Raw genomic sequence first — 23,781 nt, forward strand, 5'->3', positions numbered from 1 at the left:
TAGGTGAGCATTGGCAGTACCTGAAACACCACAAGAAAAGATTCAGCATCTTAGCAAAAAGTTGCAACAGAGCATCCAGTCTCGTAAGCAATTAGAAGATGACTATTTACGTGACTCACAAAGATACTCAAATTTTGTGAATGATCTTTGCTTAGCGTTAAGTGGTGTTGATACGGAGCTGGACACTCTGCTGCATAAGCTGCGCGGACACCTGCAGCAGAATGCTTCTGCGGCCGTTCTCGAGCCAATTATGCAGAAGCTTAGCGACGCAATATCGCAGCATACGATTCGTTTGCAGACACAGCTAAAGCTAACCAACGAAAGCATCCGTCAGGCGCTGGCTTCAATTAAACCGCACGATAATAACAGCCGCTCTAAACTGCAGCGTGTCGCCAGCGAATTTGAGCAACCGACAATGACGGTTTCTCACTATCTTCCGTTGATGAACCAATTACTGGCACTTTCCTATCAACAGCCTGCTGTTAAGACAGAGACTCAAGTTAGTCAGTACCAGAGCCAATTGCTCGACTTACTAAGCGAAGTTGAGTTTTCAGGAAACGCTGCCGATACTCTGCGACAAATGAAAGTTGCCCTGCAAAAACCGCAGACAAGTGAAACTCTGCTCGCCATCACTTTAAAAATCATGCGGTTAGTTTTCAGTAACATTAATGATGAACGAAAGTCGGCACAGCATTTCTTAAAGCAACTGAATGCTTCGCTGGAATCGGTTCAAAGTGTGCTGGGTAAAACTATTAATCATTCTTCAGACTACGCTGACCAGCGCGTTCATCTGAATCAAAAACTGAAAAATGGCGTCTCAGAGATCAGTGCATGTGTCACCGATGCCTGTGAGCTTTATGACTTAAAAGAGTCCGTTGGCAAACAATTACAGACATTAAGTGAAACACTGAATCAACACTTGAAGTTGCATGATGAAGAGCGTGAAAACTTTAACAGCAACACGCTGGAAATAAAGCAGCAGCTAAGGGATACCGAAGCTCAGGTCGAGTACTATAAAAAAGAATTAGCAAAACAGCAGTTTCGTAGCTTACAGGATAATCTGACCAAGTTACCCAACCGGTCGGCTTTTGAGGAACGCCTAAACCTCGAGTTTGAGCGTTGGGTAAAAGGTGAGACACAGCTTACTATCGCGGTAATAGACGTCGACCACTTTAAAAATATTAACGATAACTTCGGTCATATTGCCGGCGATAAAACTCTGCAAGTTATTGCAGGAACCCTCAGCAAGGCACTCAAAGAGTCTGGTTTTGTCTGTCGCTACGGTGGCGAAGAGTTTGCTATTATATTCTGTTCGGATGATCGGGAAGCTTATCAGCACATCGAAAATGCACGGGGAAAAGTTGCGACTATTCCGTTTAAATTTAAAAGTGAAGACATTCGTATTACTATTTCAGCAGGAATAGCGAAGTGTCAATACAACGAAGATACGCCATTAGCGGTTTTCGAAAGAGCAGATAAAGCTCTATATGATGCAAAAAATAGCGGGCGCAATAAGGTCATGAAAGCGAAATAGAAACTAGACGCACGACCAACGCCGGCACAAGGATGACGCCGAGTCATCGTTTTTACAGGAGTATGAAAACATAATGAGAGCAAGCATTTCTCCAAGAGGCAGTATGTCTCTTTTGTCACAGCTCGAAATAGAGCGTTTAAAGCAGTCCTCAAACAGCCAACTTTATAAATTATTCCGTAACTGCTGTCTTGCGGTTTTAAATGCCGGTAGTAACACCGACAGCAGTGCTGAAATCTACGATAAATACAAAGACTTCGCAGTTAATATTATTCGCAAAGAGCGCGGCATTAAAATTGAACTTATAGAACCACCTGCCGAAGCCTTTGTTGACGGCGAACTGATTGTCGGAATACGTGAACTGCTCGAGTCTGTATTACGTGACATTCTTTTTACCGGAGACCGTTACTCGGAAGAAGAACTTAAAGACGCTGATAGCGCTACCCTCACCCATGTGGTATTCGATATTTTACGCAACGCCCGCACCATTCAGGCGATGCAAGAGCCGGACATGGTAGTTTGCTGGGGAGGCCACTCCATTAATGAAGGCGAGTATAAATACACCAAAGAAGTGGGTTATCAACTCGGTTTACGAGGCCTCAACATCTGTACAGGGTGTGGCCCCGGAGCAATGAAGGGGCCAATGAAGGGCGCTACTATCGGACACGCTAAACAGCGTATTAGCAGTGGCCGTTACTTAGGTCTTACAGAACCCGGGATTATTGCAGCAGAACCACCTAACCCTATTGTCAATGAGCTGGTTATTCTGCCTGATATTGAAAAACGTTTGGAAGCTTTCGTGCGCTGCGCGCACGGAATTGTGATTTTCCCGGGTGGCGCGGGTACAGCAGAGGAACTGTTGTATTTACTTGGCATTTTGATGCACCCGAAAAACCAGCAACAAAGTTTGCCCGTAATTTTGACAGGTCCCGAAAGCTCTAAAGACTACTTTGATGCTTTAGATACTTTTATCGTCGATACGTTAGGCGAAGACGCCCGCGGTTTTTACCGTATTATTATCGCAGACCCTGCCGGTGTCGCTCAGCACATGCATGCGGGTATGGCGGCGGTAAAACAGTATCGCCGTGACTCAGGCGATGCTTACTACTTTAACTGGACCCTCTTTATCGATGAAAACTTTCAGCGTCCTTTTTATCCGACTCATGAAAATGTTTCATCGCTTAACCTGCACCCAGAGCAGCCCAAAGAAGAACTTGCCGCTGATTTACGTCGCGCCTTCTCTGCCATTGTTGCCGGTAATGTGAAAGACGATGGTATTCGCCAAATTAGAGAAAAAGGCGTATTTACTATTCATGGTGAAAAACAGTTAATGAAGCGACTTGACGTATTGTTAAGAGCATTCGTCGAACAGGGTCGTATGAAACTGCCGGGTTCGGTGTATCATCCTTGTTATAAGGTTGTTACTGACTGAAGGATTTATGAAAAATAAAGTCTTTGTCATACTTGCTATTGGTGCCGTAAGTTATCTGGCTATTGTCGGGGCAGTACTGATGCTTTATCAGGCTGACCCCGCCGACTTGCAGTGGCAGGAACGGGAAACCTACAACGCCAGACAAATTGGTCAGTTAGATCTCGGTATGTCCAAAGACAGCGTTATCCGAATTTTGGGCTCCCCGGACATCAACGAAGCAAAAGCCTCACCCAAAGGTGACATGCAAGTATTGTTTTATCGTACACACCACGTGACTTCTGACGGCATCACCACCAAAGATGAATGCACGCCTCTGGTATTCAAAGACAATGAGCTCATAGCCTGGGGTAACGATTCATACCGCGACTATCAGGATAATCAGAGGCGCGAATGAATAAACTGACGGAGTGTTGTGAAAAAGCCGGTAATTTACTGAAACAACACGATATTCGTCAGCTTTATCGTTTAGTTCAGTTTATTGATGAAGAATACCAGCAAAACCGCTGGCCGGAGCTTCTTCCAATTTATGCCGAGCAACAGTATCCGGAAGACAACCACGCGATAAGTGAGATACTTGCCGTTTGCGTTAACGCCTTAAAGTGCGGTTATCAGTGGTCTTTACACACCCATTATCGCCGAATTCTGGCTGCGGCCTGCATTAGTGCAAAACTTAATCCCGACCCTGGCTATTGGAAACAGCGTCAGCTGCGACAATCACTGTGGCTTTCTGCTTTAGAGACATTGACGTTAAGCTCGCCCGATATCGTTGTATTTAGATACTGGGTTGAAGCATTGACTCAAGTGCAGCTAAAACGAATCGAACCCAGCCTGGCGTTTTTTCCGTTATTAAACGGAGATTTTCGCTACCGTTTCTGGGCGCTTCTAACCCAGCAAGACACCTTCTCAGTGCGGCTGACAGGCCAGAAGTTTTCGAATGAACAAAACAAACAAACCGCCGTATTGCTGGGGTTTGAAGGCAAGCATGCCGTCGTAGCCTTAATTCATAAGTTGGACAGTCCATTTTACCTGAGCCCGGAAGAGTCAGCCAATTGGCAAATAAACAATCGAGCTCTGACGAATGAACAACTCAACGCTCTGAGTAGCCATCGCTTAATGAAACAAGAGCAACAGAGCTCAGTACAGCAAACACCGCGGTCGCTGTTAAAAGCGATTAATCGATACGCAAATGCAAATGGCGCCTTGAATGCCGTCATTCAACAGGTAAACCAGCTTCCTTTTTTAGCCAATAGTTTGCACGCTGCAGTCCAACAAAGTGAGCGTATTGGTTACAGCGAAGCAAGCCGTATGGATTTAAAACAGGCTTACTTGTGGCTGGGTTCTAAGCGAGCTTCCGTGATTCTGGCCACTGCATTCCTGCAGCATCAGTTTTCTTTAAACACTATTCCCTTGCATAAAAATTTGATGCAAAAGCTCGGCTTATTAACCACTTTATTGCAGCGCTTATCAGATACCACAAGTATTAATTTACCCACACCGGCGCCGCTACTGGCTCTACTTTCAGGTTCCGACTTATTTCGTCACCCAGAACTGATAAAGTCCGCTAAATGGCCTCGTCCAAAATACGTTGAGCATTGCTACAGCACCAGTTGGGTAGGTTCAGCGCTGGATATTAGTGATTTTCGCCGGAGTAAGCAGTTGGTCAAACGCTGGCAGCTGCCTCCGGCTACTGAGCGCCTATTAGATCCAGATAAGGAAGAAAATGATGAGTTAAGTGCCCTTTTCTTTTTGTCACACTATTTGACCTTAAGCACTTATTATCCCGATGTATCATTAAGCAGCTCAGTCAAATCCCTGCTAAAATCCAGTTGTCAGCAATTAAAAATCGATGCTGATCAATTGACAAAAATTAAAACAAAAGCAGCCTTCGACAGTCATTGTTACTCACCGTTATAGTGCTTATTCGCGTGGTGAATAGTACAGAGCTAGTCAGTATTATCAACGCGGTGGTAGAATGACCGTTCCTGTTTTTTGTTGTAACACGGTTTAAAGGAAGCAATTCATGAGTAGAACCATCACAGTTATTCCAGGTGACGGCATAGGCCCGGATATCGTTAAGTCAGCAACCGCAATTTTAGATAAAGCGGGTTGTGACTTTCAGTATGAATACGTAGAAGCCGGCCTGACTGCTTTGGAAAAAACCGGAGAGCTATTACCGCAAAATACTCTTGATGCGATTGAACGTAACGGTGTTACTTTAAAGGGGCCATTAACAACCCCAGTTGGCGAAGGCTTTACTTCAATTAATGTCAGCCTGCGCAAACATTTTTCTCTCTACGCAAATGTGCGCCCTGTATTGTCCTTTAAAGGGACTCAGGCCCGCTATGAAGATATTGATATCATCACCATCCGCGAAAATACCGAAGGTATGTACTCGGGTTTAGGACAAAAAGTCTCTGAAGATGGTAATGAAGCTGAAGCTATGAGCAGAATCACGCGCGAAGGTGCAGAGCGTATCGTGCGGTTTGCTTATGAAACAGCGCGCCGCGAAGGTCGTAAAAAAGTTACGGCGGTTCACAAAGCCAATATCCTGAAGTCAACGTCAGGCTTATTCCTTAAAGTTGCTCGTGAAATTGCAGAAGAATATCCGGATATCGAGTCGACAGAAATGATTGTCGATGCGGCTTGTATGCGTCTGGTAATGAACCCGGAAGAGTTTGATGTGATTGTTACCACAAACCTGTTCGGCGATATTCTATCTGACCTTTGTGCTGGTTTGGTCGGTGGGCTAGGTATGGCACCAGGCGCTAACATTGGTAAAAACTGCGCCATTTTCGAAGCCGTACATGGTTCAGCTCCGGATATCGCCGGTAAAAACCTGGCAAACCCAAGCTCAGTAATTCTGGCTTCGATTCAAATGCTTGAGTATTTGGGAATGCAAGAACAAGCAACCAATATCACCAAAGCACTGGCCGACGTCATTGCCAGCGGCGACCGTACAACTCGCGACTTAGGCGGTTCACACGGCACTACAGACTTTACTCAGGCGGTTATTGACCGACTTTAAAATTTTCGGCATGGCCATGGCTCTCATGGCTATGCCGAAACGAGCTAGCTCCGTGGCAGCCAACGTAAGTGTACAGTGACTTCTTCACGGTCGTGATAAAGGTGCTTAGCCTGAATTTCAAAAGGCTTGGTGCCTTCAGTCTGAAGCTTATCGGTAATCTGACTCAAATACTCTTTCACTGCCGCATAGCGCTGTCGCATTGGCAACTTCAAGTTAAAAATGGCTTCTTCACAGTCACCTTCCAGTAACCAACTGGTCATCAACTCACCGACTCGTGCCGGCTTTTCGACCATGTCACAAACCAACCAGTTAATATTCTTACGTTTAGGACGAAACTTAAAACCATCTTCTTTAATATGCTTAACCTGACCTGTCTCCATTAAAGACTCAGCCATCGGTCCGTTATCGACCGCCTGTACCATCATGCCACGACGTACTAACTGATAAGTCCATCCGCCTGGAGCAGCACCTAAATCCACGGCTTTCATGCCCGAGTGAACACGTTTTTCCTGCTCATTTTCAGGTACAAACACCTGGAAAGCTTCGTCCAGTTTCAGGGTTGACCGGCTAGGTGCTTCTTTGGGCATACGTAAACGAACAATACCGCCTTCGTGCACTGTCTGGTTATAGCTATAAGAATACCCCACCAGCGCATGTGCCGAGTTAACAAATAACACGTGTAACATAGGTCGCTTAGCCAAAGGCTTATTACTTAAAAGCTCTTCTTTACGCAAGGCCTGGCGCAGTGGAACACTGAACTTCCGGCAAAACTTTGATAGCTGATTGGCTTCGTTGGTATCCGGCGTTTCTACTCGCAGTTCACCCGCTAAACCAAAAGTTTCTCTGTGAGGTTTCAGCACATCAATAACTTCGGACGCACGATCTTCAATACCGGCCAATTTTACCGGGCCAAGTAAGGCGAACATTTCTCGTGCAAAAACCAGATCTTTAAGCGACAGCTTACGGGCAATGTGTTCAGCTTCTTCATGCTGGCAGTTATAAGTGACATAGGCCTGATCAGGTTGAGTCTGACAGTAGCCGTAAACACCCAGCTCTGCCGTTTTATCCTGAATTTCAGCCGCACAATCGCCTTCAAACCCAGCGCGACACAGTAATACAATACCACTGCCTTTGCCGCTAACGATGTCTTTCATTAACTACCTGCTCCTAACTTCACTGCGCCAACTAACAAACTGAGCCAACCGGCAATAAATAGCAATCCACCGAGAGGCGTTATTGGCCCGAACCATTTAATGCCCGTCAACGCTAACGCATACAAACTGCCCGAAAACAAAATAACACCCGCCAACCATAAATAACCGCTGGCAACAAACCAAACCGAATGTGACTGCTTTAACCAAAGTGCTAAGGCAAATAATGCCAGAGCGTGATAAAACTGATAAGTAACACCAGTTTCAAATGCGCTTAACAAGTTTTCGCTTAACTTCGATTTAAGCCCATGGGCAGCAAAAGCCCCCAGCATAACGCCTGTACCGCCTAAAATGGCCGCCACAATTAAAAATAACTGACTCATTGAATGAACTCCTTAATAGCATCTGCCGCCTCTTGCCATAGCTTAGGCGTATCCGCCGCTTTGGCTTTTGTGGCGGCAAAACCGTGATCGGCACCCTCTAGCCATTGTAACTGCCAGTTGTGCGGTAACTCCACGCATTGCCCCTGCTCCGCTCTTTTTAAAAGAGGCTTACTAAATGGGTCCCGAGTGCCCTGTAAAATAAGGCCGGGAGCCTGCGTCATTTCCAGCTCTTCCAAACGTGACTTTTCCGGCTTATGCGGCGGATGAAACGGAAAACCCAGAACAATTACTGCTTTCGCGCTGTACTTGTCAGCTAAGCGCAACATCACCCGGCTTCCTAATGACTTACCCATCAAAACTAACGGCTTATTATCTTGCTGTAATTCGCTCAGCAGCTCGTCAGTTGCATCGGCGAGCACCGGCATTTTATTCGGAGGTCGTTGCTTACCGGTTTCCCGGACCATTTCCCAATAAGGAAAATCTGGCCGCACAACTTCCGCGCCAAGCACCGCCCCCTGCTCCGCAAAAAAATTCATAAACTCTGTATCCGGCCCACCACCTGACCCGTGCAAAAAAACAATACGAAAGGTCCCGTTCGAATTCTGCTGTTGATAGCGCATTATTGATTAAACTCTTGCTCTTCTTTTTGAACCAAACCGAGTAGCCATTGACGGAAGGTCGCGATTTTACCTATCTCCGCCTGATTGTCACGACAAACCAGATAAAAGGCTTTATTCCGCTGCAAAGCCTGAGGAAAAATACGAACCAGATGCCCGCTGTCAATTTCGGATTTAACCAGTACATTATTCGCTAATGCAATGCCCTGTCCGTGAACCGCCGCCTGCAAAGCCAGGCTGGAATGGCTAAATACTGGTCCGTTATCGCCTTTATACTGAGGCAACCCTACCAACTGAAACCAATCCTTCCAGGCATTTCGGGTTTCATCATGCAGCAGCGTTTGTTTGAATAAATCTATCGGCTCTTGAATGTTGGCTTTGTCTAACAACAAGGGAGAACAGACTGGCCATAAATATTCTTCATGCAGCTGGTAAGCTTTTACGCCGGGCCAGCGGCCATCACCATAGTAAATAGCAACATCAACATCGTCCGTCAAAGAGCCACTAATTTCATCCACCGCTTTAATGCGTATGTCCATATCGGGGTGCTCTTCACGAAAACTACTGAGCCGTGGGACAAACCATAAAATAGCAAAGCTGGGTGGAACCGAAACGGTCAACGCGCCTCGTTCAGACACTAACCGAAGCTTATCGGTGGCCTGTGCCAGTTGCTCAAAAATATCCCGTAACTCTAAGTAGTATTCCTGCCCTTCTTCGGTCAGCAACAGCGAGCGATTACGTCGAATGAAAAGTTTAAGCTCAAGGAAGTCTTCTAACGCTTTTACCTGATGACTGACGGCCGCCTGAGTCACAAATAACTCTTCGGCTGCTTTGGTAAAACTAAGGTGACGCGCTGCCACTTCAAATGATTTAAGCGCGTTTAAGGGAGGTAATTTCCGCATGCCATTAATTAAAAAGCGTCTCTGTTTAGTAGATAACCTCCACTATAACAGAGACGCCCTTAGTTCGGCTATTTATCATTACTTTAACTAATGTGACTTACAGACGAACGCCGCCATCAATCTCGACCACACGGCCGCTGAAGAAGTCATTTTCAATAATGTAGCGAGCGCTGTGAGCAATTTCATTGGGCTGCCCCCAACGTTTCAACGGAACCATAGATAACGCGCGATCAACCGCTTCGGGTTTCATCTGTGCCGTCATTGGGGTTTCGATAAAGCCAGGCGCAATGGCACCACAGCGAATGCCGTAGCGACCCAATTCACGAGCCCAGGTGACTGTCATGGCAACCACACCGGCTTTGGTTGCGGAATAGTTAGTCTGTCCCATGTTGCCGGCACGCGCGACACTGGAAATATTGATGATAACGCCTTTCTTACCAGCTTTTACCATCTGCGCTGCGGCTTCACGGCCGCATAGGAAGGTACCGGTGAGGTTCACATCCAGAACCGACTGAAATTGCTGCAGTGGCATCTTCTGTTTCAGTTCGCCGTCTTTGAATTTAATCAGCAGGCCGTCACGCAGTAGGCCTGCGTTGTTTACCAGCACATCAATACCATCAAACTCTTGCTGAATTTGTTCAAACACGGTTTCTACCGACTCTTCGTCAGTAATATCAACTTCATAGCCAACTACTTTGGCAGCACCCAGCTTTTCGCAGTGCTCCTGAGCTTCACCTAATACGTCGCCGTTAATATCGATAAGTGCAAGTTTAGCGCCTTGTTTGGCGAAATCTTCAGCCATTGCAAGGCCCAGCCCCTGGGCACCACCGGTAATAACAATAACACTGTCTTTAATTTGCATGTGCTTCCTCGTTTCTTAGGTTACTTCTGTGACTTAGGTGCCACATAATTAAAAATACTGGAAAAATCCTGACGACCGTGGCCTTGTTCAGACCAGCTATGGTAAAGATTACGAGTCAGTGACCCCATAGGCGTTGCTGCACCACTTTCTAACGCGGTTTGTTGCGCCAGGCCTAAATCCTTAGCCATTAAGTCAACCAAAAAGCCGCCCTGATAGTCGTTACTTGAAGGCACGTTGTCCATTACGCCCGGACATGGGTTATAAACCTGTAAAGTCCAGTTGCTACCCGAGCTTGCCAGCATAATTTCAGACAAAACTTTCGGGTCCAGCCCGTTTGCCTTACCTAGTTGCAGAGCTTCTGAAGTACCCACCATTAACACCGACAACAGCATGTTGTTGCAAATTTTTGCAATCTGTCCGGCACCGACATCACCGGCACGGAAAACATTTTTCCCCATGTCGTTAAGCACGGTGCGAGCGCGGTCCACATTGGTTTCTGTGCCGCCGCAAATAAAGGTTAAGGTGCCGGCTTTCGCGCCACCCACACCACCAGAAACCGGCGCATCAATAAAGGCAATACCGGCTTTCTCGAGCTGTTCACCCACATACATAGCGGTATCTGATGAAATGGTACTGCAATCAATAACGAGCTGATCTTTGGTCAGTTTATTAATTAAACCGTCGTCTCCAAGGTAAACAGCTTTTACGTGGCGGTCTGCCGGCAGCATAGACACCACAAACTCAACGCCGTCGATGGCTTCAGCCGCTGTTTTCGCTGCCTGTGCACCGTCCGCAACTATAGCTTTCAGCGCGTCTTCCGATAAATCAAAAGCCTTAACGGTGTGGCCTGCTTTTGCCAGGTTGCTGGCCATAGGGCCACCCATGTTTCCCAGTCCAATAAATCCTACGGTTGCCATACAGGCACTCCTTCTTGTTAATTCGTTTTATTTATCAAGATCGGCTAATGGATGCGTTCGCTCGCCCCAGGGCGGTAAAAAGAATGCATCAACCTCTTCCGCTGGTACTTCTGCTACCGAGCTATGCTGCCATTGTGGATTCTTATCTTTATCAATCAGCAATGCCCGAATACCTTCAGCGAAATCGCCACGAACCGCACAGTTACAAGACAGGGTCAGTTCCAGTCGAAAGCAATCCGCCAACGACAAATCAGAACCCTGCTGCAATTGGTTCCAAACCAGGTGCGAAGTAAACGGGCAACCATTTGCCAGGTTCTTCCGCGCCCGCGCCAGCCATTTGTCATCGGTTTCATCATTCACAATACGTGTAACAATATCGCCAATATCATTGCCGGCTGTTAATTCTGTAATAAGCGACTGGTGCGGCTCAACCTGAGGGTTAGGTAAGGCCGTTGTATCGTTGCTGGCAACTGAACTTAATAAGTCGGTCACTTTCTGCTTATTTAGTGCAGAGGTATTCCCCCATTCCATTTCTTTAAGCTGAGTCAGGATCGTCTCTTTACTTTCGTGACCCACGAAATGGTCTGCCAGGTTCAGATATAACGCATCATTTGCGTTCATCGTGGCACCGGTAATACCTAAGAATAAACCACAGCCCTGTGGCATAAGGTTTAGGAAGTAGGTAGCGCCAACGTCCGGGTACAAGCCAATCGTCACTTCCGGCATGGCCAGTAACGAGCGCTCAGTCACAATACGGTGGCTGGCCCCGTTCATTAAGCCCATACCTCCGCCCATGACAATACCGTCACCCCAGCAAATTAAAGGCTTAGGGAATGTCTGGATAAAGTAGTCCAGCTGATATTCCTGGGTAAAGAAGTTTTCAACCTCTTCCACTAACTTGCCTGGCTCGGCCTGCATAGCTTTGTACATAGCGACAATGTCACCACCGGCACAGAAAGCTTTTTCACCAGCGCCCTGCAACCAGACACAAGCCACTTTGTCGTCATCTGCCCATTTCTTGAGCTGTGGCAACAGCTTTTCAGCCATTGCCAGGCTTAGAGCATTTAGCGATTTCTCGGAATTTAATGTAGCAACGCCGATGACTTTGTCACCGGCGTTCAGTTCTTCAAAAAGTACAACGTCTTGCATGGAGTCTCCTTACAAGATTTCGCGGTCGTTATCCGCCAACATACGGCGACCAATAATCATACGCATCACTTCGTTCGTCCCTTCCAGAATCTGGTGAACACGAACATCACGCACATGGCGCTCTAATGGATACTCTTTTATGTAGCCATAGCCACCGTGCAGTTGCAGTGCGTCGTTACACACCTTAAAACCAACATCGGTCGCAAACTGCTTCGCCATAGCGCAATAGGTGGTTTTGTCAGCGTCGTTGTTATCAACTTTACTGGCTGCCAAACGCACCATTTGACGGGCTGCTACCAGCTCAGTGGCCATATCAGCTAACTTAAACTGTAGCGCCTGAAAAGCTGCCAACGGCTTACCAAACTGCGTACGTTCCTGCATATAAGCTTTAGCTGTGTTCAGCGCTGCTTGGGCGGTACCGACAGAACAAACCGCAATATTAATACGTCCGCCGTCTAAGCCCATCATGGCAAATTTAAAGCCTTCGCCTTCTTTACCCAGCAGGTTTTCTGCCGGAATACGAACGTCTTCAAACGTTACTAAGCGAGTTGGCTGGGCGTTCCAGCCCATTTTCTCTTCGGCTTTACCGTAAATAACACCTTTGGCATCGGCTGGTACAGCAAAGGCAGAAATGCCTTTAGGACCGTCTTCGCCAGTGCGTGCCATAACCACCAGAACGTCAGTTTCACCGGCACCGGAGATAAACATTTTAGAGCCGTTCAGAACGTACTCGTCACCATCTTTTTTCGCACTGGTGCGTAAGCTGGCAGCGTCTGAACCTGAACCGGGTTCTGTCAGGCAGTAAGAGCCCAGCTTCTCGCCGGTAACCAACTCTGGTACCCACTGGTCAATTACAGACTGTTGGCCGAAGGAGCCAATCATCCAGGTGACCATGTTATGAATCGTCATCATGGCCGTGGTTGCTGTACAACCACCCGCCAACTGCTCAAAAATGAGCGCTGAGTCTAAGCGGCTCATTCCAAAGCCGCCAGCTTCTTCCGGCGTGTACATGCCCATAAAGCCCATTTCACCGGCTTTACGGAACACTTCAATTGGGAAGTGGTGTTCTTCATCCCACTTAGCCGCATTAGGCGCCAGCTCTTTATCAGCAAACGCTTTAGCCGTATCGGCAAAGGCTTGCTGGTCTTCTGTCAATTCGAAATTCATCGCTATCCCCTACTACCTTAGGTTAATTGACATGTTAGGGCCGGCTGGATCTTCCAGATCGCTCTCAAACCAACGCGCCGTTACTGTCTTCGTTTCACTGTAAAAACGAACGCCCTGCTTACCATAAGCGTGGAGGTCACCAAAGAATGAGCGCTTCCAGCCAGTAAATGAGAAGAACGGAAGTGGTACCGGAATTGGAATGTTGATACCGACCTGACCCACTTCAACTTCGTGCTGGTATTTACGCGCTGCCGCACCGCTTGCAGTAAAGATAGACGTACCGTTACCGTAAGGGTTGTTGTTAACCAATTCTAAAGCGTCTTCTAAGCTGTCTACTTCTGTGGCGCACAATACCGGACCGAAAATTTCCGTTTTGTAGATTTCCATATCCGGCGTTACGTTAGAGAATACTGTTGGACCAACCCAGTTACCGTTTGGCAGGCCATCAACTTTGCAATTACGACCATCAACCAACAATTTCGCGCCTTCTTTTTCACCCTGAGTAATCAAAGCTTCAACGCGCTCTTTTGCTTGTGGGCTAATAACCGGACCATAAGCGGCATTTTCATCATTCCATGCGCCCGGACGAACTTTCGCAATGGCTTCAGCAATTTCAGGGATCCACTCTTTTGCCGCACCAACAAATACTGCGACAGAAATCGCCATACAACGTTGACCCGCTGCACCAACAGAAGAACCAACCATGTTGTTGATCACTTGCTGTTTATTGGCATCTGGCATAATAACGCAATGGTTTTTCGCACCAGCAAAGGCCTGTACCCGCTTACCATTTTCTGTACCACGACGGTAGATGTACTCTGCAACCGGCACAGAACCAACGAATGACAAGGCACGAACTGCCGGATGATCCAGCAGGAAATCAACCTGATCTTTATTGCCATGCAAGACCTGCAACACACCTTTAGGCGCGCCAGCTTGTTCAAATAATTCCACCAAACGATTTGGGGTTAATGGATCTTGCTCAGAAGGTTTAAGAATAAAGGTGTTACCACAAGCAATTGCCAGCGGGAACATCCACAGTGGGATCATAGCCGGAAAGTTAAACGGCGTAATACCTGCACAAACCCCAAGTGGCTGAGTGTAGCTGTAAGAGTCAATTTTACGGGCAACGTTCTCAACAGTTTCACCCATTAATAACGAAGGAATATTGGCTGCGTGTTCAACCACTTCGATACCACGCCAGACGTCACCTTTTGCATCTTCAAAAGTTTTACCGGTTTCCTGCGCCAGAGTTTCTGCTATTTCTTCCTGATGTTCTTTTAACAAGGCCTGATAACGCATCATGACACGAGCGCGTTCAGAAACAGGCACTTCTTTCCAGGTTTTAAAAGCTTCGCGTGCACTCTCAACCGCTGCTTCCATTTCACTCTGGGTAGCAACTGGCACTTGTGCGATAACTTCCTGTGTCGCTGGATTGGTGACAGGAATCCACTGTTCTGACTTCGAGGCGACAAATTCGCCATCTATATACAGAGGCACTTTCTTAGACATAATTCACCTTCTTATTGTGTTATTTTGTCATCTATTGATGAGCTAAATTTAGTTAAGTGAGTCTTAACGTGACCCTCTTAATTCTGATTACTTTACTTTGGGCCGCCAGTTTTTCGCTAATCGGCGTTTATCTTGCCGGTCAGGTTGACGGTTATATTGTTGTGTTTATCCGCATGATTTTAGCACTGATAACCGTGTTACCGTTATTTCGTTGGCGGCATTTGTCTCCCAAAAGTGGGCAGCTACCTCAACTGACTAAACTGGCCGTTATTGGCGCTATACAAATTGGCGCCATGTATTTGTTTCTTTACCATGCGTTTTTGTATTTGAGCGTTGCCGAAGTGCTTTTGTTCACTATTTTTACACCGCTCTACATAACCCTCATTGACGAACTCATACTCAACCGCAAGCATTTACCTCTTTTATGGTGGATTGCTGCGGCAGTATCCGTTTGCGGCGCTGCCATAATTCGGTATCAACCGCTGTCTGATGATTTCATCACTGGTTTCTTTTTAATTCAGGCCGCCAATGCTTGCTTTGCCTTAGGTCAAGTTGCTTATAAACGTTTACCGACCGGTAAGACATTGGCACAAAGTCAGCAATTTGCTGCGTTTTTCTTTGGTGCCAGTGTTATTGCCGGCCTGGGTGTTTTGCTTTTTGCTGACCTAAACATGATGCCTGCAACTAACCTCCAGTGGGGCATTTTACTGTGGCTAGGTATTGTCGCCTCAGGCCTTGGTTACCTTGGTTGGAACCTTGCCAGTAAATGGGTCAACACCGGACAGCTTGCCACTATGAACAATGCCTTAATTCCCGCTGGAATTCTGGTTAATGTCTTATTCTGGGAACAGTCCTTTGACTACACCCGTTTAAGCATTGGTGCTTTGATCATAGTGCTTGCCGTTTGGCTAGCCGGGCGGGTTCAAAAGCTGAAACCCGCAGGCTAGCCTATACCGGCAAAGCCCGACTAGATCATTTCCACAGCCAGAGCGACAGCTTCGCCGCCACCGATACACAACGAAGTAATGCCTCGTTTCTGGCCTTTTTGTTTTAAGGCGTGCAACAGCGTTACCAGCAAACGTGCACCGCTTGCGCCAATAGGATGCCCTAAAGCGCAAGCTCCGCCATGCACATTCACTTTGCTCGCATCCAGTTTCATTTCCTGAATTGCCAGCATGGTTACCATGGCAAAGGCTTCGTTAATTTCCCATAAATCGACGTCGTCTTTTGTCCAGTCCAGCTTGCTCAACAATGAGTTCATTGCGCCAATAGGTGCAATAGTGAATTCAGACGGTGCCTGCGAGTGCGTTGTGTGACCCATCACCCGGGCCAACGGCTGCAGACCTTTGGCTTTTGCTTCACTTTCACGCATTAAGATAAGCGCCGCAGCACCGTCAGAAATAGAGCTTGAGTTAGCCGCGGTGATCGTACCGTCTTTTTTGAACGCCGCACGTAACTGAGGAATTTTATCCAGTCGTGCTTTACCCGGCTGTTCATCGGTATCTACGGTAACTTCACCTTTACGAGTTGAGTAAGTCACCGCTGTAATTTCATCTTTAAACAAGCCGTCTTTAATGGCTGCCTGCGCTTTGGTTAAAGAATGAATCGCAAATTCATCCATTGCTTCACGATCAATACCGTACTCATCAGCAGTACTTTGCGCGTAGCTTCCCATGGCTTTATTCTCGTAAGCATCTTCAAGGCCGTCGAACATCATGTGATCCAGCACTTGTCCATGCCCCATGCGATAGCCGCTGCGACCTTTAGGTAGCATATACGGCGCGTTGGACATGCTTTCCATACCGCCCGCCAGTACAACGTCAGCAGAACCGGCTTTGATTAAGTCATGAGCCATCATCGCGGCTTTTAGGCCCGAGCCACAAACCTTGTTTATCGTTGTAGCGCCGGTCGAACGAGGTAAGTCAGCATAAAGCATCGCCTGACGAGCCGGAGCCTGACCTAAGCCTGCCGGCAAAACATTACCCATGATAACTTCCGAAATATCATCGGCTTTCAAACCGCTGTTACTCAGTGCTGCCTTAATGGCTGCTGCACCCAAATTAGGAGCAGAAACTTCACTCAGACAACCCTGAAAACCGCCCATTGGCGTACGGTTGGCCGCCACAATCACGATGGAATCGCTTGACATCTTTCCTCCAAATGCACTTTACGTTAACGTAAACTTCCTCTAAGCTTAGATCCCAGAGCAACCAAAAAGCAAGTACCGATGGACAATAAAGTAACTTACAGTATTGGTGAACTGGCAAAACAATTTGACATTACCACTCGCAGCATTCGTTTTTACGAAGACGAAGGTCTGCTCTCTCCCAGACGCCAGGGCCAACAGCGCATTTACACCAATAAAGACCGGGTTCGTTTAAAGCTGATTCTACGCGGCAAACGGCTGGGGTTTTCACTGGCTGAAACCGGCCGTTTATTTGAGTTGTACGATGCAGACAACAGCAGCGCGGCGCAGTTACAAAAAGTACTTGAGCTCATCGGTGAGAAAAAGCTCTCGCTCAAACAACAGATGGAAGATATTAATGTGTTACTGACCGAGTTAAGCGGTCTTGAGCAACGTTGTCAGGACGAGCTTAAGACCATTAGCTCATCAGTTTCAGAAGTTCATTCTCAGGAGTCGTTATGATCAGTCAATACACCACCTTTAACTTTGGGCTCGGCGAAACAGCCGACATGATCCGTGAGCAAGTTAATGCCTTTGCGCGTGACGAAATTGCCCCTCGCGCCGCTGAAATCGATGAAAAAAATGAGTTTCCCAGCGACTTATGGCGCAAGCTTGGCGATATGGGTCTGCTCGGTTTAACCGTTGCCGAAGAGTATGGTGGTTCTGGCATGGGCTACCTTGAGCACGTTATCGCGATGGAAGAAATTAGCCGTGCATCAGCCTCTGTTGGCCTGAGCTATGGGGCACACTCCAATTTGTGTGTGAACCAGATTCACCGCAACGGTAATGAAGAACAGAAGCAAAAATACTTACCTAAGTTATGTACTGGCGAACACGTTGGTGCCTTAGCAATGAGTGAACCTAACGCCGGCTCTGACGTTGTCAGTATGAAGCTACGCGCCGATAAAAAAGGCGACAAATACGTTCTGAACGGCAACAAAATGTGGATCACAAACGGTCCTGAAGCGAACGTCTTTGTTATTTACGCAAAAACCGAACCCGAAAAAAACTCTCGTGGTATCACCGCTTTTATTGTTGAAAAAGACACGCCAGGGTTCAGTCAGGCACAAAAGCTCGACAAACTGGGTATGCGTGGCTCAAACACCTGTGAACTGGTGTTTGAAGATGTCGAAGTGCCTGCAGAGAACATTCTGGGTGAACTTAACGAAGGTGTTAAAGTGCTGATGAGCGGCCTTGATTACGAGCGCGCTGTTCTTGCTGCTGGTCCTTTAGGCATTATGCAGGCCTGCCTTGATACTTGCGTACCTTATATTCACGATCGCAAACAGTTCGGTAAAGAGATCGGCGAATTCCAGCTGATTCAAGGCAAAGTTGCTGATATGTACACTCGCACTAATGCGGCGCGTGCTTACGTTTACGCAGTAGCTCAGTCTTGTGACCGTGGTGAAACTACCCGTAAAGACGCCGCAGGCGCAATTCTTTACGCAGCCGAATTAGCGACTCAGCTTGCGCTGGACGCTATACAGTTATTGGGTGGTAACGGCTACATTAACGAGTATCCGACAGGCCGCCTGCTGCGCGACGCGAAGCTTTATGAAATCGGTGCCGGTACGTCGGAAATTCGTCGTATGCTTATTGGTCGCGAACTCTTCACTGAATCAAAATAATAAGGAGGCAACGCCGTGGCGATTTTATCCAGTAAAATCAACACCCGCGATGCACAATTTGCGGCTAACAGTGAGTCTATGCAAGACGTCGTTAACGACTTGCAGGAAAAAGCGACAAAGATTCATCAGGGCGGTGGTCCTAAGTATCAGGAGCGCCACTTATCTCGCGGTAAATTACTGCCTCGTGACCGTATTAATAAGTTGCTGGACGCTGGCTCGCCATTTTTAGAAATTGGCCAGTTTGCCGCCTGGGAATGCTATGAAGATTACGTTCCTGCTGCCGGCGTTGTCGCTGGCATAGGTCAGGTTGAAGGCACTGAGTGCATGATCATCGCCAACGATGCCACTGTGAAAGGCGGCACCTACTACCCACTGACCGTGAAAAAGCACTTGCGCGCTCAAGAAATTGCCGAGCGTTGTCACTTGCCCTGCATTTACCTGGTGGACTCTGGCGGTGCCAACCTGCCCCGTCAGGACGAAGTATTCCCGGACAAAGAGCACTTTGGCCGCATTTTCTTTAATCAGGCGAATATGTCAGCCAAAGGCATTCCGCAAATTGCGGTGGTTATGGGCCTTTGTACTGCCGGCGGTGCGTACGTACCCGCGATGGCGGATGAAAGTGTTATTGTTAAAGAGCAAGGTACTATTTTCTTAGCCGGTCCCCCGCTAGTTAAAGCGGCTACGGGTGAAGAAGTTTCAGCCGAAGAGCTTGGCGGCGCCGATGTGCATACACGCATCTCCGGTGTTGCTGATCACTTCGCTCACAACGATGAACACGCTTTAGCCTTAGCACGCCGCTCGGTCGCACGCCTTAACCGCGGCGAGCCGACTAAGCTGGATCGCCAACCGGCCAAACCGCCGCGTTACGATGCAAAAGAGCTGTACGGCATTGTCGGTACCGACCTGCGCAAGCCTTATGACGTTCACGAAGTCATTGCGCGCATTGTTGATGATTCGGACTTTGACGAATTTAAAGCTAACTATGGTAATACACTGGTGACGGGTTTTGCCCGCATTGACGGCTACCCCGTTGGTATTGTGGCGAATAACGGCATCTTGTTTTCCGAGTCGGCACAAAAAGGGGCTCACTTCATTGAGCTTTGTGCCCAACGTAAAATTCCACTGGTGTTCTTACAAAACATTACCGGCTTTATGGTCGGTAAAAAGTACGAAGCCGAAGGCATTGCCAAACACGGCGCGAAAATGGTTATGGCCGTTTCCTGTGCGAAAGTTCCTAAGTTTACCGTCTTAATTGGTGGTAGCTATGGTGCCGGTAACTACGGCATGTGTGGTCGCGCTTATGACCCAACCATGATGTTCATGTGGCCAAATGCGCGTATCTCGGTCATGGGTGGTGAGCAAGCTGCAGGCGTTATGGCGCAGGTCACCAAAGATAACTTAGCCCGTAAAGGCGAAAGCCTGAGTGAAGAAAAAGAACAAGCGCTGAAAAAGCCGATTGTTGAGCAGTACGAGAAACAAGGTCATCCGTATTATGCATCTGCCCGTTTATGGGATGACGGCATTATTGACCCGGCACAAACGCGCGAAGTTCTGGCACTAAGCCTTGCTGCTTCATTAAATGCACCGATTGAAGACAGCCGTTTCGGCGTCTTCCGCATGTAATCGGAGGTTATTAACCATGGCAAAATACACAGAGCTTGATATCAACAGCCAAGGCGTTGCGACGCTGACGTTAAACCGCCCTGACGTTCACAACGCTTTTGACGATGTGATGATTGCGGAACTCCTGAAGGCATTAGAACAAGTTGAAGAAAGTGATAGCGCGCGCGTGTTGGTGCTTCGTTCAGAGGGTAAAAACTTTTCTGCCGGTGCGGACCTGAACTGGATGCGCTCCATGGCGGATAAAAACTACCAGCAAAACGTTGATGACGCCGGCGAGCTTGGGCTGTTAATGGAGCGTTTAGACTTGCTCAGCAAGCCCAGTATCGCGTTAGTCCAGGGCGCCGCTTTCGGCGGTGCCGTAGGCCTTGCCGCCTGCTGTGACATTGTACTGGCGCAACCGCGCAGTAGCTTTTGTTTGAGTGAAGTGAAAATTGGACTGATTCCTGCGGTTATCAGTCCTTATGTTGTCCGCACCATTGGTGAAAGACAGTCTCGTCGCTATATGCTGACAGCAGAACGTTTCTTTGCCGATAAAGCGCAGGAACTGGGCTTAGTTAATGACGTTGTTGAAGACTTCGATGAGCCCCTGAACAAACTTTTGGAAGCGCTTTTAGCGAACAGTCCACAAGCGGTAGGTGCCTGTAAGAAACTGATTCGCAATGTCGGTTCACGACCAATCGATAAAGGCGTACGTGAACACACCATTAAAGCCATTGCCGAAATTCGCGTGTCGGACGAAGGTCAGGAAGGCCTCAGTGCGTTTCTTGAAAAACGCCCCGCCGCCTGGCTTAAACAGAGTTAACAACAGGTCTCATTATGATCAAAACATTATTGATTGCGAACCGTGGTGAAATTGCCTGTCGTATTATTGCCACAGCTAAAAAAATGGGAATTCGCACCGTAGCGGTATTCTCTGACGCCGACCGCAAATCGCGCCACGTTAAACTGGCCGATCAGGCTGTACATATTGGTCCGGCAGCAAGTACTGAAAGTTACCTCCGGGGCGACAAAATCATTGCTGCGGCTAAACAAACCGGTGCCGAAGCTATTCACCCCGGTTATGGTTTTCTTTCGGAAAATGAAGACTTCGCTGACCAATGTCAGGCTAATGACATTATCTTTGTTGGCCCGCCGGTATCGTCCATTGCTGCTATGGGCTCTAAGAGCGCGGCTAAATCTATTATGCAGGACGCCGGCGTTCCACTGGTTCCGGGTTATCATGGTAGCGAGCAAGACATCGAAACCTTAAAAGCAGAAGCTGAAAAAGTCGGCTTTCCGTTACTGCTGAAAGCGGCTTACGGCGGCGGTGGTAAAGGTATGCGTGTGGTCGAAAACATGGGCGAATTTGATGAAGCTCTGAATTCGGCGAAACGCGAAGCTAAGTCCTCTTTCGGTAATGATAAAATGCTCATGGAGCGTTTTATTCGTAACCCCCGCCACGTAGAGATTCAGGTGTTCACCGATGAACACGGTAACGCCGTTTATTTGGCAGAGCGCGACTGTTCGGTACAACGCCGTCACCAAAAGGTGCTTGAAGAGGCTCCGGCTCCGGCATTAACCGAAAAAACGCGCACCGAAATGGGTGAAGCCGCCATTCGCGCCGCTCAGGCAATAGACTACGTTGGTGCAGGTACGGTTGAGTTTCTGTTTGACCAAAGTGGCGAATTTTATTTCATGGAAATGAACACCCGCTTACAGGTTGAGCATCCGGTTACAGAAATGATCACCGGACAGGACTTGGTCGAATGGCAATTACTGGTTGCATCCGGTCAGCCACTACCTCTGGCGCAGAATGACATTCAGGTAAACGGTCACGCGTTTGAAGCCCGAATTTACGCTGAAGATCCGGACAACGACTTTTTACCTTGCACCGGTACCATTAAACACTTACGCACTCCGGCAGAAGAAAACGGCGTTCGCATTGATACCGGTATTGAAGAAGGCGATGAAATTTCCGCCTTCTACGACCCTATGATTGCGAAGCTCATTGTCTGGGACACCGATCGTACTCGTGCTCTGCTACGCTTACAAAAGGCCTTACGTGAGTACCGTTTAACCGGCCTAACCACTAACGTCGACTTTTTGCATCGTTTGGCTTCACACCCAGAGTTTGTGAAAACCAACCTGACAACAGAGTTTATTCAACAATATCAGGAAGACCTGCTGCCGGATAACTCTGTGAATTATCAACAAATTGCGACTGAAGCCGCTTTATTTGATATTAGTCAGCGTCAGCAGCAACGTGGCAGTTCACCATGGCAAAGTGGTAATGCGTTTAGAATGAACTCAGCAGCTGCACATACAGTGCCACTGCAGTTTGGCGAAGAAACCTATGCCATATCACTCATTGAAACTGCCTCAGGCGAATTCCTGCAGAAAGTTGATGAGGAAAGCATTCGCTGGCAGGCGTCTTTAACCGACGACAAGCTCACGCTGACTGCGGGCAGTATGCGTTATCATCGTTATGTCAGCGCCGATGATCAGCAAATTACCGTATTTACTGACAACGGCCCTGTCATTTTCCATCGACACCGTGTGGCAGACACCCTGTCCGATGACGCCGCTCATGGTGGCCATGTTGCGCCAATGAACGGTACCATCATGGAAGTGCTGGTAGAAAAAGGCGATACTGTTGAAAAAGACCAACCGCTTGTCATCATGGAAGCCATGAAAATGGAATACACCATTCGCGCCGGGCATGAAGGTGAGGTGACCGACATTTTCTTCGCCGCTGGTGACTTAGTCAGTGACGGTGACGAGCTTATAGCAGTTAATGAAGCGGAGTAACAATGAGCCTTGCAGACAAGATAAAGATCGTTGAAGTAGGTCCGCGTGACGGCTTACAAAATGAAACCGCCGTTTCTGTCGATGCAAAAGTTGCTTTGATTGAAGCGCTGGCTGATGCTGGCGTTTCCTACATTGAAAGTGCCAGCTTTGTGAGCCCTAAATGGGTACCGCAAATGGCCGACAGTAGTGCCGTTATGGAACAAATAACGCGCCGTCCAGGCATTACCTACGCGGGTTTAACCCCCAACCTGAAAGGCTTTGAAGCAGCCGTTGCAGCCAATATGGACGAGGTTGCCGTATTCGGCGCAGCGTCGGAAGCCTTTACACAAAAAAACATAAATTGCAGTATTGATGAATCGCTGGAGCGTTTTAAGCCGGTTATTGCAGCCGCCAAAGAAAAAAACATACCTGTCAGAGGTTATGTATCCTGCGTTTTAGGTTGTCCTTATCAGGGTGAGGTGCCGCTGGAAAATGTAGTCAAGGTTGCTGAAGCGCTTTACAACATGGGCTGCTATGAGGTTTCACTTGGCGATACCATAGGTGTCGGAACCCCCTTAAAAGCACAGGAAATGCTCGCTGCGGTAGCCGAAAAAGTGCCCATGGAAAAGCTTGCATTGCACTTTCACAATACCTACGGACAGGCTTTAGCTAATATTATGGCTTGCCTTCCATTAGGCGTTGCTACTATTGATACGGCCGTTGCTGGTTTAGGCGGATGCCCTTACGCTAAAGGCGCCAGTGGTAACGTTGCCACCGAAGATGTGGTGTACATGCTAAACGGTATGGGAATTAAAACCGGTATTGATCTGGACAAGTTAATCGCAGCCGGGGCCGATATTTGTCAGCATTTAGCGCATGGCCCCCGTTCACAAGTCGCGATAGCAGAATTGGCAAAACAAGGGGATTAAAC

The 23,781-nt window shown here is 47.8% G+C and carries 22 protein-coding genes; 12 read left to right on the forward strand and 10 right to left on the reverse strand.

Going from position 1 to position 23,781, the window contains the following annotated elements; genetic code table 11:
* Nucleotides 1–10: 10 nt before the first annotated feature.
* The 5 genes from BM359_RS04025 to BM359_RS04045 all read left to right on the forward strand — a co-directional run bounded on the left by BM359_RS04025 (nt 11) and on the right by BM359_RS04045 (nt 5,988).
* Nucleotides 11–1,534 (forward strand): GGDEF domain-containing protein, encoded by a 1,524-nt coding sequence (locus BM359_RS04025; RefSeq protein WP_054488188.1) that lies wholly within the window; start codon nt 11–13, stop codon nt 1,532–1,534.
* 73 nt (nt 1,535–1,607) lie between these two features.
* A complete protein-coding gene (gene ppnN / locus BM359_RS04030; protein WP_054488189.1) occupies nt 1,608–2,963 on the forward strand; it encodes a nucleotide 5'-monophosphate nucleosidase PpnN in 1,356 nt (451 codons plus the stop codon).
* 7 nt (nt 2,964–2,970) lie between these two features.
* Nucleotides 2,971–3,357, forward strand: a complete 387-nt coding sequence (locus BM359_RS04035; protein WP_054488190.1) for a DUF3192 domain-containing protein — start codon at nt 2,971–2,973, stop codon at nt 3,355–3,357.
* The gene (locus BM359_RS04040; RefSeq protein ID WP_054488191.1) at nt 3,354–4,877 is read left to right on the forward strand and encodes a hypothetical protein; all 1,524 of its coding nucleotides are present in this window, start codon (nt 3,354–3,356) and stop codon (nt 4,875–4,877) included. The genes BM359_RS04035 and BM359_RS04040 overlap by 4 nt, the downstream gene beginning before the upstream one ends.
* Before the next feature lie 106 nt (nt 4,878–4,983).
* Nucleotides 4,984–5,988, forward strand: coding sequence for an isocitrate dehydrogenase (locus BM359_RS04045; protein ID WP_054488192.1), 1,005 nt, complete (start codon nt 4,984–4,986; stop codon nt 5,986–5,988).
* A 44-nt stretch (nt 5,989–6,032) separates the two neighbouring features.
* Here BM359_RS04045 and rlmM read toward each other — a convergent pair whose 3' ends face one another.
* The 9 genes from rlmM to BM359_RS04090 all read right to left on the reverse strand — a co-directional run bounded on the left by rlmM (nt 6,033) and on the right by BM359_RS04090 (nt 14,648).
* Nucleotides 6,033–7,142, reverse strand: a complete 1,110-nt coding sequence (rlmM, locus tag BM359_RS04050) for a 23S rRNA (cytidine(2498)-2'-O)-methyltransferase RlmM (protein ID WP_054488194.1) — start codon at nt 7,140–7,142, stop codon at nt 6,033–6,035.
* Nucleotides 7,142–7,522, reverse strand: a complete 381-nt coding sequence (locus BM359_RS04055; RefSeq protein WP_054488196.1) for a DUF423 domain-containing protein — start codon at nt 7,520–7,522, stop codon at nt 7,142–7,144. The genes rlmM and BM359_RS04055 overlap by 1 nt, the downstream gene beginning before the upstream one ends.
* Nucleotides 7,519–8,142, reverse strand: coding sequence for an alpha/beta family hydrolase (locus BM359_RS04060; protein WP_054488198.1), 624 nt, complete (start codon nt 8,140–8,142; stop codon nt 7,519–7,521). Before BM359_RS04060 ends, BM359_RS04055 begins: the two co-directional genes overlap by 4 nt.
* Nucleotides 8,142–9,041: a transcriptional regulator GcvA gene (locus BM359_RS04065; protein ID WP_054488199.1), complete on the reverse strand. Its 900-nt coding sequence runs from the start codon at nt 9,039–9,041 to the stop codon at nt 8,142–8,144. Before BM359_RS04065 ends, BM359_RS04060 begins: the two co-directional genes overlap by 1 nt.
* Nucleotides 9,042–9,138: 97 nt before the next feature.
* Entirely contained in the window at nt 9,139–9,903 is a 765-nt protein-coding gene (locus tag BM359_RS04070) for an SDR family oxidoreductase (protein WP_054488200.1), read from the reverse strand.
* A gap of 20 nt (nt 9,904–9,923) precedes the next feature.
* Nucleotides 9,924–10,820 carry a 3-hydroxyisobutyrate dehydrogenase gene (gene mmsB / locus BM359_RS04075; protein WP_054488201.1) on the reverse strand — a complete coding sequence of 299 codons (897 nt, stop codon included), beginning with the start codon at nt 10,818–10,820 and terminating at the stop codon, nt 9,924–9,926.
* 27 nt (nt 10,821–10,847) lie between these two features.
* Nucleotides 10,848–11,969 (reverse strand): enoyl-CoA hydratase/isomerase family protein, encoded by a 1,122-nt coding sequence (locus BM359_RS04080; protein ID WP_054488202.1) that lies wholly within the window; start codon nt 11,967–11,969, stop codon nt 10,848–10,850.
* 9 nt (nt 11,970–11,978) lie between these two features.
* Complete coding sequence (locus BM359_RS04085; RefSeq protein WP_054488203.1) at nt 11,979–13,136, reverse strand: acyl-CoA dehydrogenase family protein; 1,158 nt, start codon at nt 13,134–13,136, stop codon at nt 11,979–11,981.
* A 12-nt stretch (nt 13,137–13,148) separates the two neighbouring features.
* Entirely contained in the window at nt 13,149–14,648 is a 1,500-nt protein-coding gene (locus BM359_RS04090) for a CoA-acylating methylmalonate-semialdehyde dehydrogenase (RefSeq protein WP_054488204.1), read from the reverse strand.
* Nucleotides 14,649–14,716: 68 nt separating this feature from the next.
* On the opposite strand from BM359_RS04090, the gene BM359_RS04095 reads away from it, so the two are divergent.
* Nucleotides 14,717–15,595, forward strand: coding sequence for an EamA family transporter (locus tag BM359_RS04095; protein ID WP_054488205.1), 879 nt, complete (start codon nt 14,717–14,719; stop codon nt 15,593–15,595).
* A gap of 20 nt (nt 15,596–15,615) precedes the next feature.
* Here BM359_RS04095 and BM359_RS04100 read toward each other — a convergent pair whose 3' ends face one another.
* Nucleotides 15,616–16,797 carry an acetyl-CoA C-acyltransferase gene (locus BM359_RS04100; RefSeq protein WP_054488206.1) on the reverse strand — a complete coding sequence of 394 codons (1,182 nt, stop codon included), beginning with the start codon at nt 16,795–16,797 and terminating at the stop codon, nt 15,616–15,618.
* A gap of 78 nt (nt 16,798–16,875) precedes the next feature.
* On the opposite strand from BM359_RS04100, the gene BM359_RS04105 reads away from it, so the two are divergent.
* Genes BM359_RS04105 through BM359_RS04130 form a run of 6 tightly spaced genes read left to right on the forward strand, consistent with a single transcriptional unit; the run spans nt 16,876 to nt 23,779 of the window.
* On the forward strand, nt 16,876–17,295 hold the full coding sequence (locus BM359_RS04105; protein WP_054488207.1) for a MerR family transcriptional regulator: 420 nt from the start codon (nt 16,876–16,878) through the stop codon (nt 17,293–17,295).
* A complete protein-coding gene (locus BM359_RS04110) occupies nt 17,292–18,461 on the forward strand; it encodes an isovaleryl-CoA dehydrogenase (protein ID WP_054488209.1) in 1,170 nt (389 codons plus the stop codon). The genes BM359_RS04105 and BM359_RS04110 overlap by 4 nt, the downstream gene beginning before the upstream one ends.
* Before the next feature lie 15 nt (nt 18,462–18,476).
* Complete coding sequence (locus BM359_RS04115) at nt 18,477–20,084, forward strand: carboxyl transferase domain-containing protein (RefSeq protein ID WP_054488211.1); 1,608 nt, start codon at nt 18,477–18,479, stop codon at nt 20,082–20,084.
* 16 nt (nt 20,085–20,100) lie between these two features.
* Complete coding sequence (locus tag BM359_RS04120; RefSeq protein ID WP_054488212.1) at nt 20,101–20,886, forward strand: enoyl-CoA hydratase/isomerase family protein; 786 nt, start codon at nt 20,101–20,103, stop codon at nt 20,884–20,886.
* A 14-nt stretch (nt 20,887–20,900) separates the two neighbouring features.
* Complete coding sequence (locus tag BM359_RS04125; RefSeq protein WP_054488214.1) at nt 20,901–22,871, forward strand: acetyl/propionyl/methylcrotonyl-CoA carboxylase subunit alpha; 1,971 nt, start codon at nt 20,901–20,903, stop codon at nt 22,869–22,871.
* A gap of 2 nt (nt 22,872–22,873) precedes the next feature.
* Nucleotides 22,874–23,779 carry a hydroxymethylglutaryl-CoA lyase gene (locus tag BM359_RS04130; RefSeq protein WP_054488216.1) on the forward strand — a complete coding sequence of 302 codons (906 nt, stop codon included), beginning with the start codon at nt 22,874–22,876 and terminating at the stop codon, nt 23,777–23,779.
* Nucleotides 23,780–23,781 lie beyond the last annotated feature (2 nt).

It is taken from the genome of Idiomarina abyssalis (assembly GCF_900116625.1).
Taxonomy (GTDB): Bacteria; Pseudomonadota; Gammaproteobacteria; order Enterobacterales; family Alteromonadaceae; genus Idiomarina; species Idiomarina abyssalis.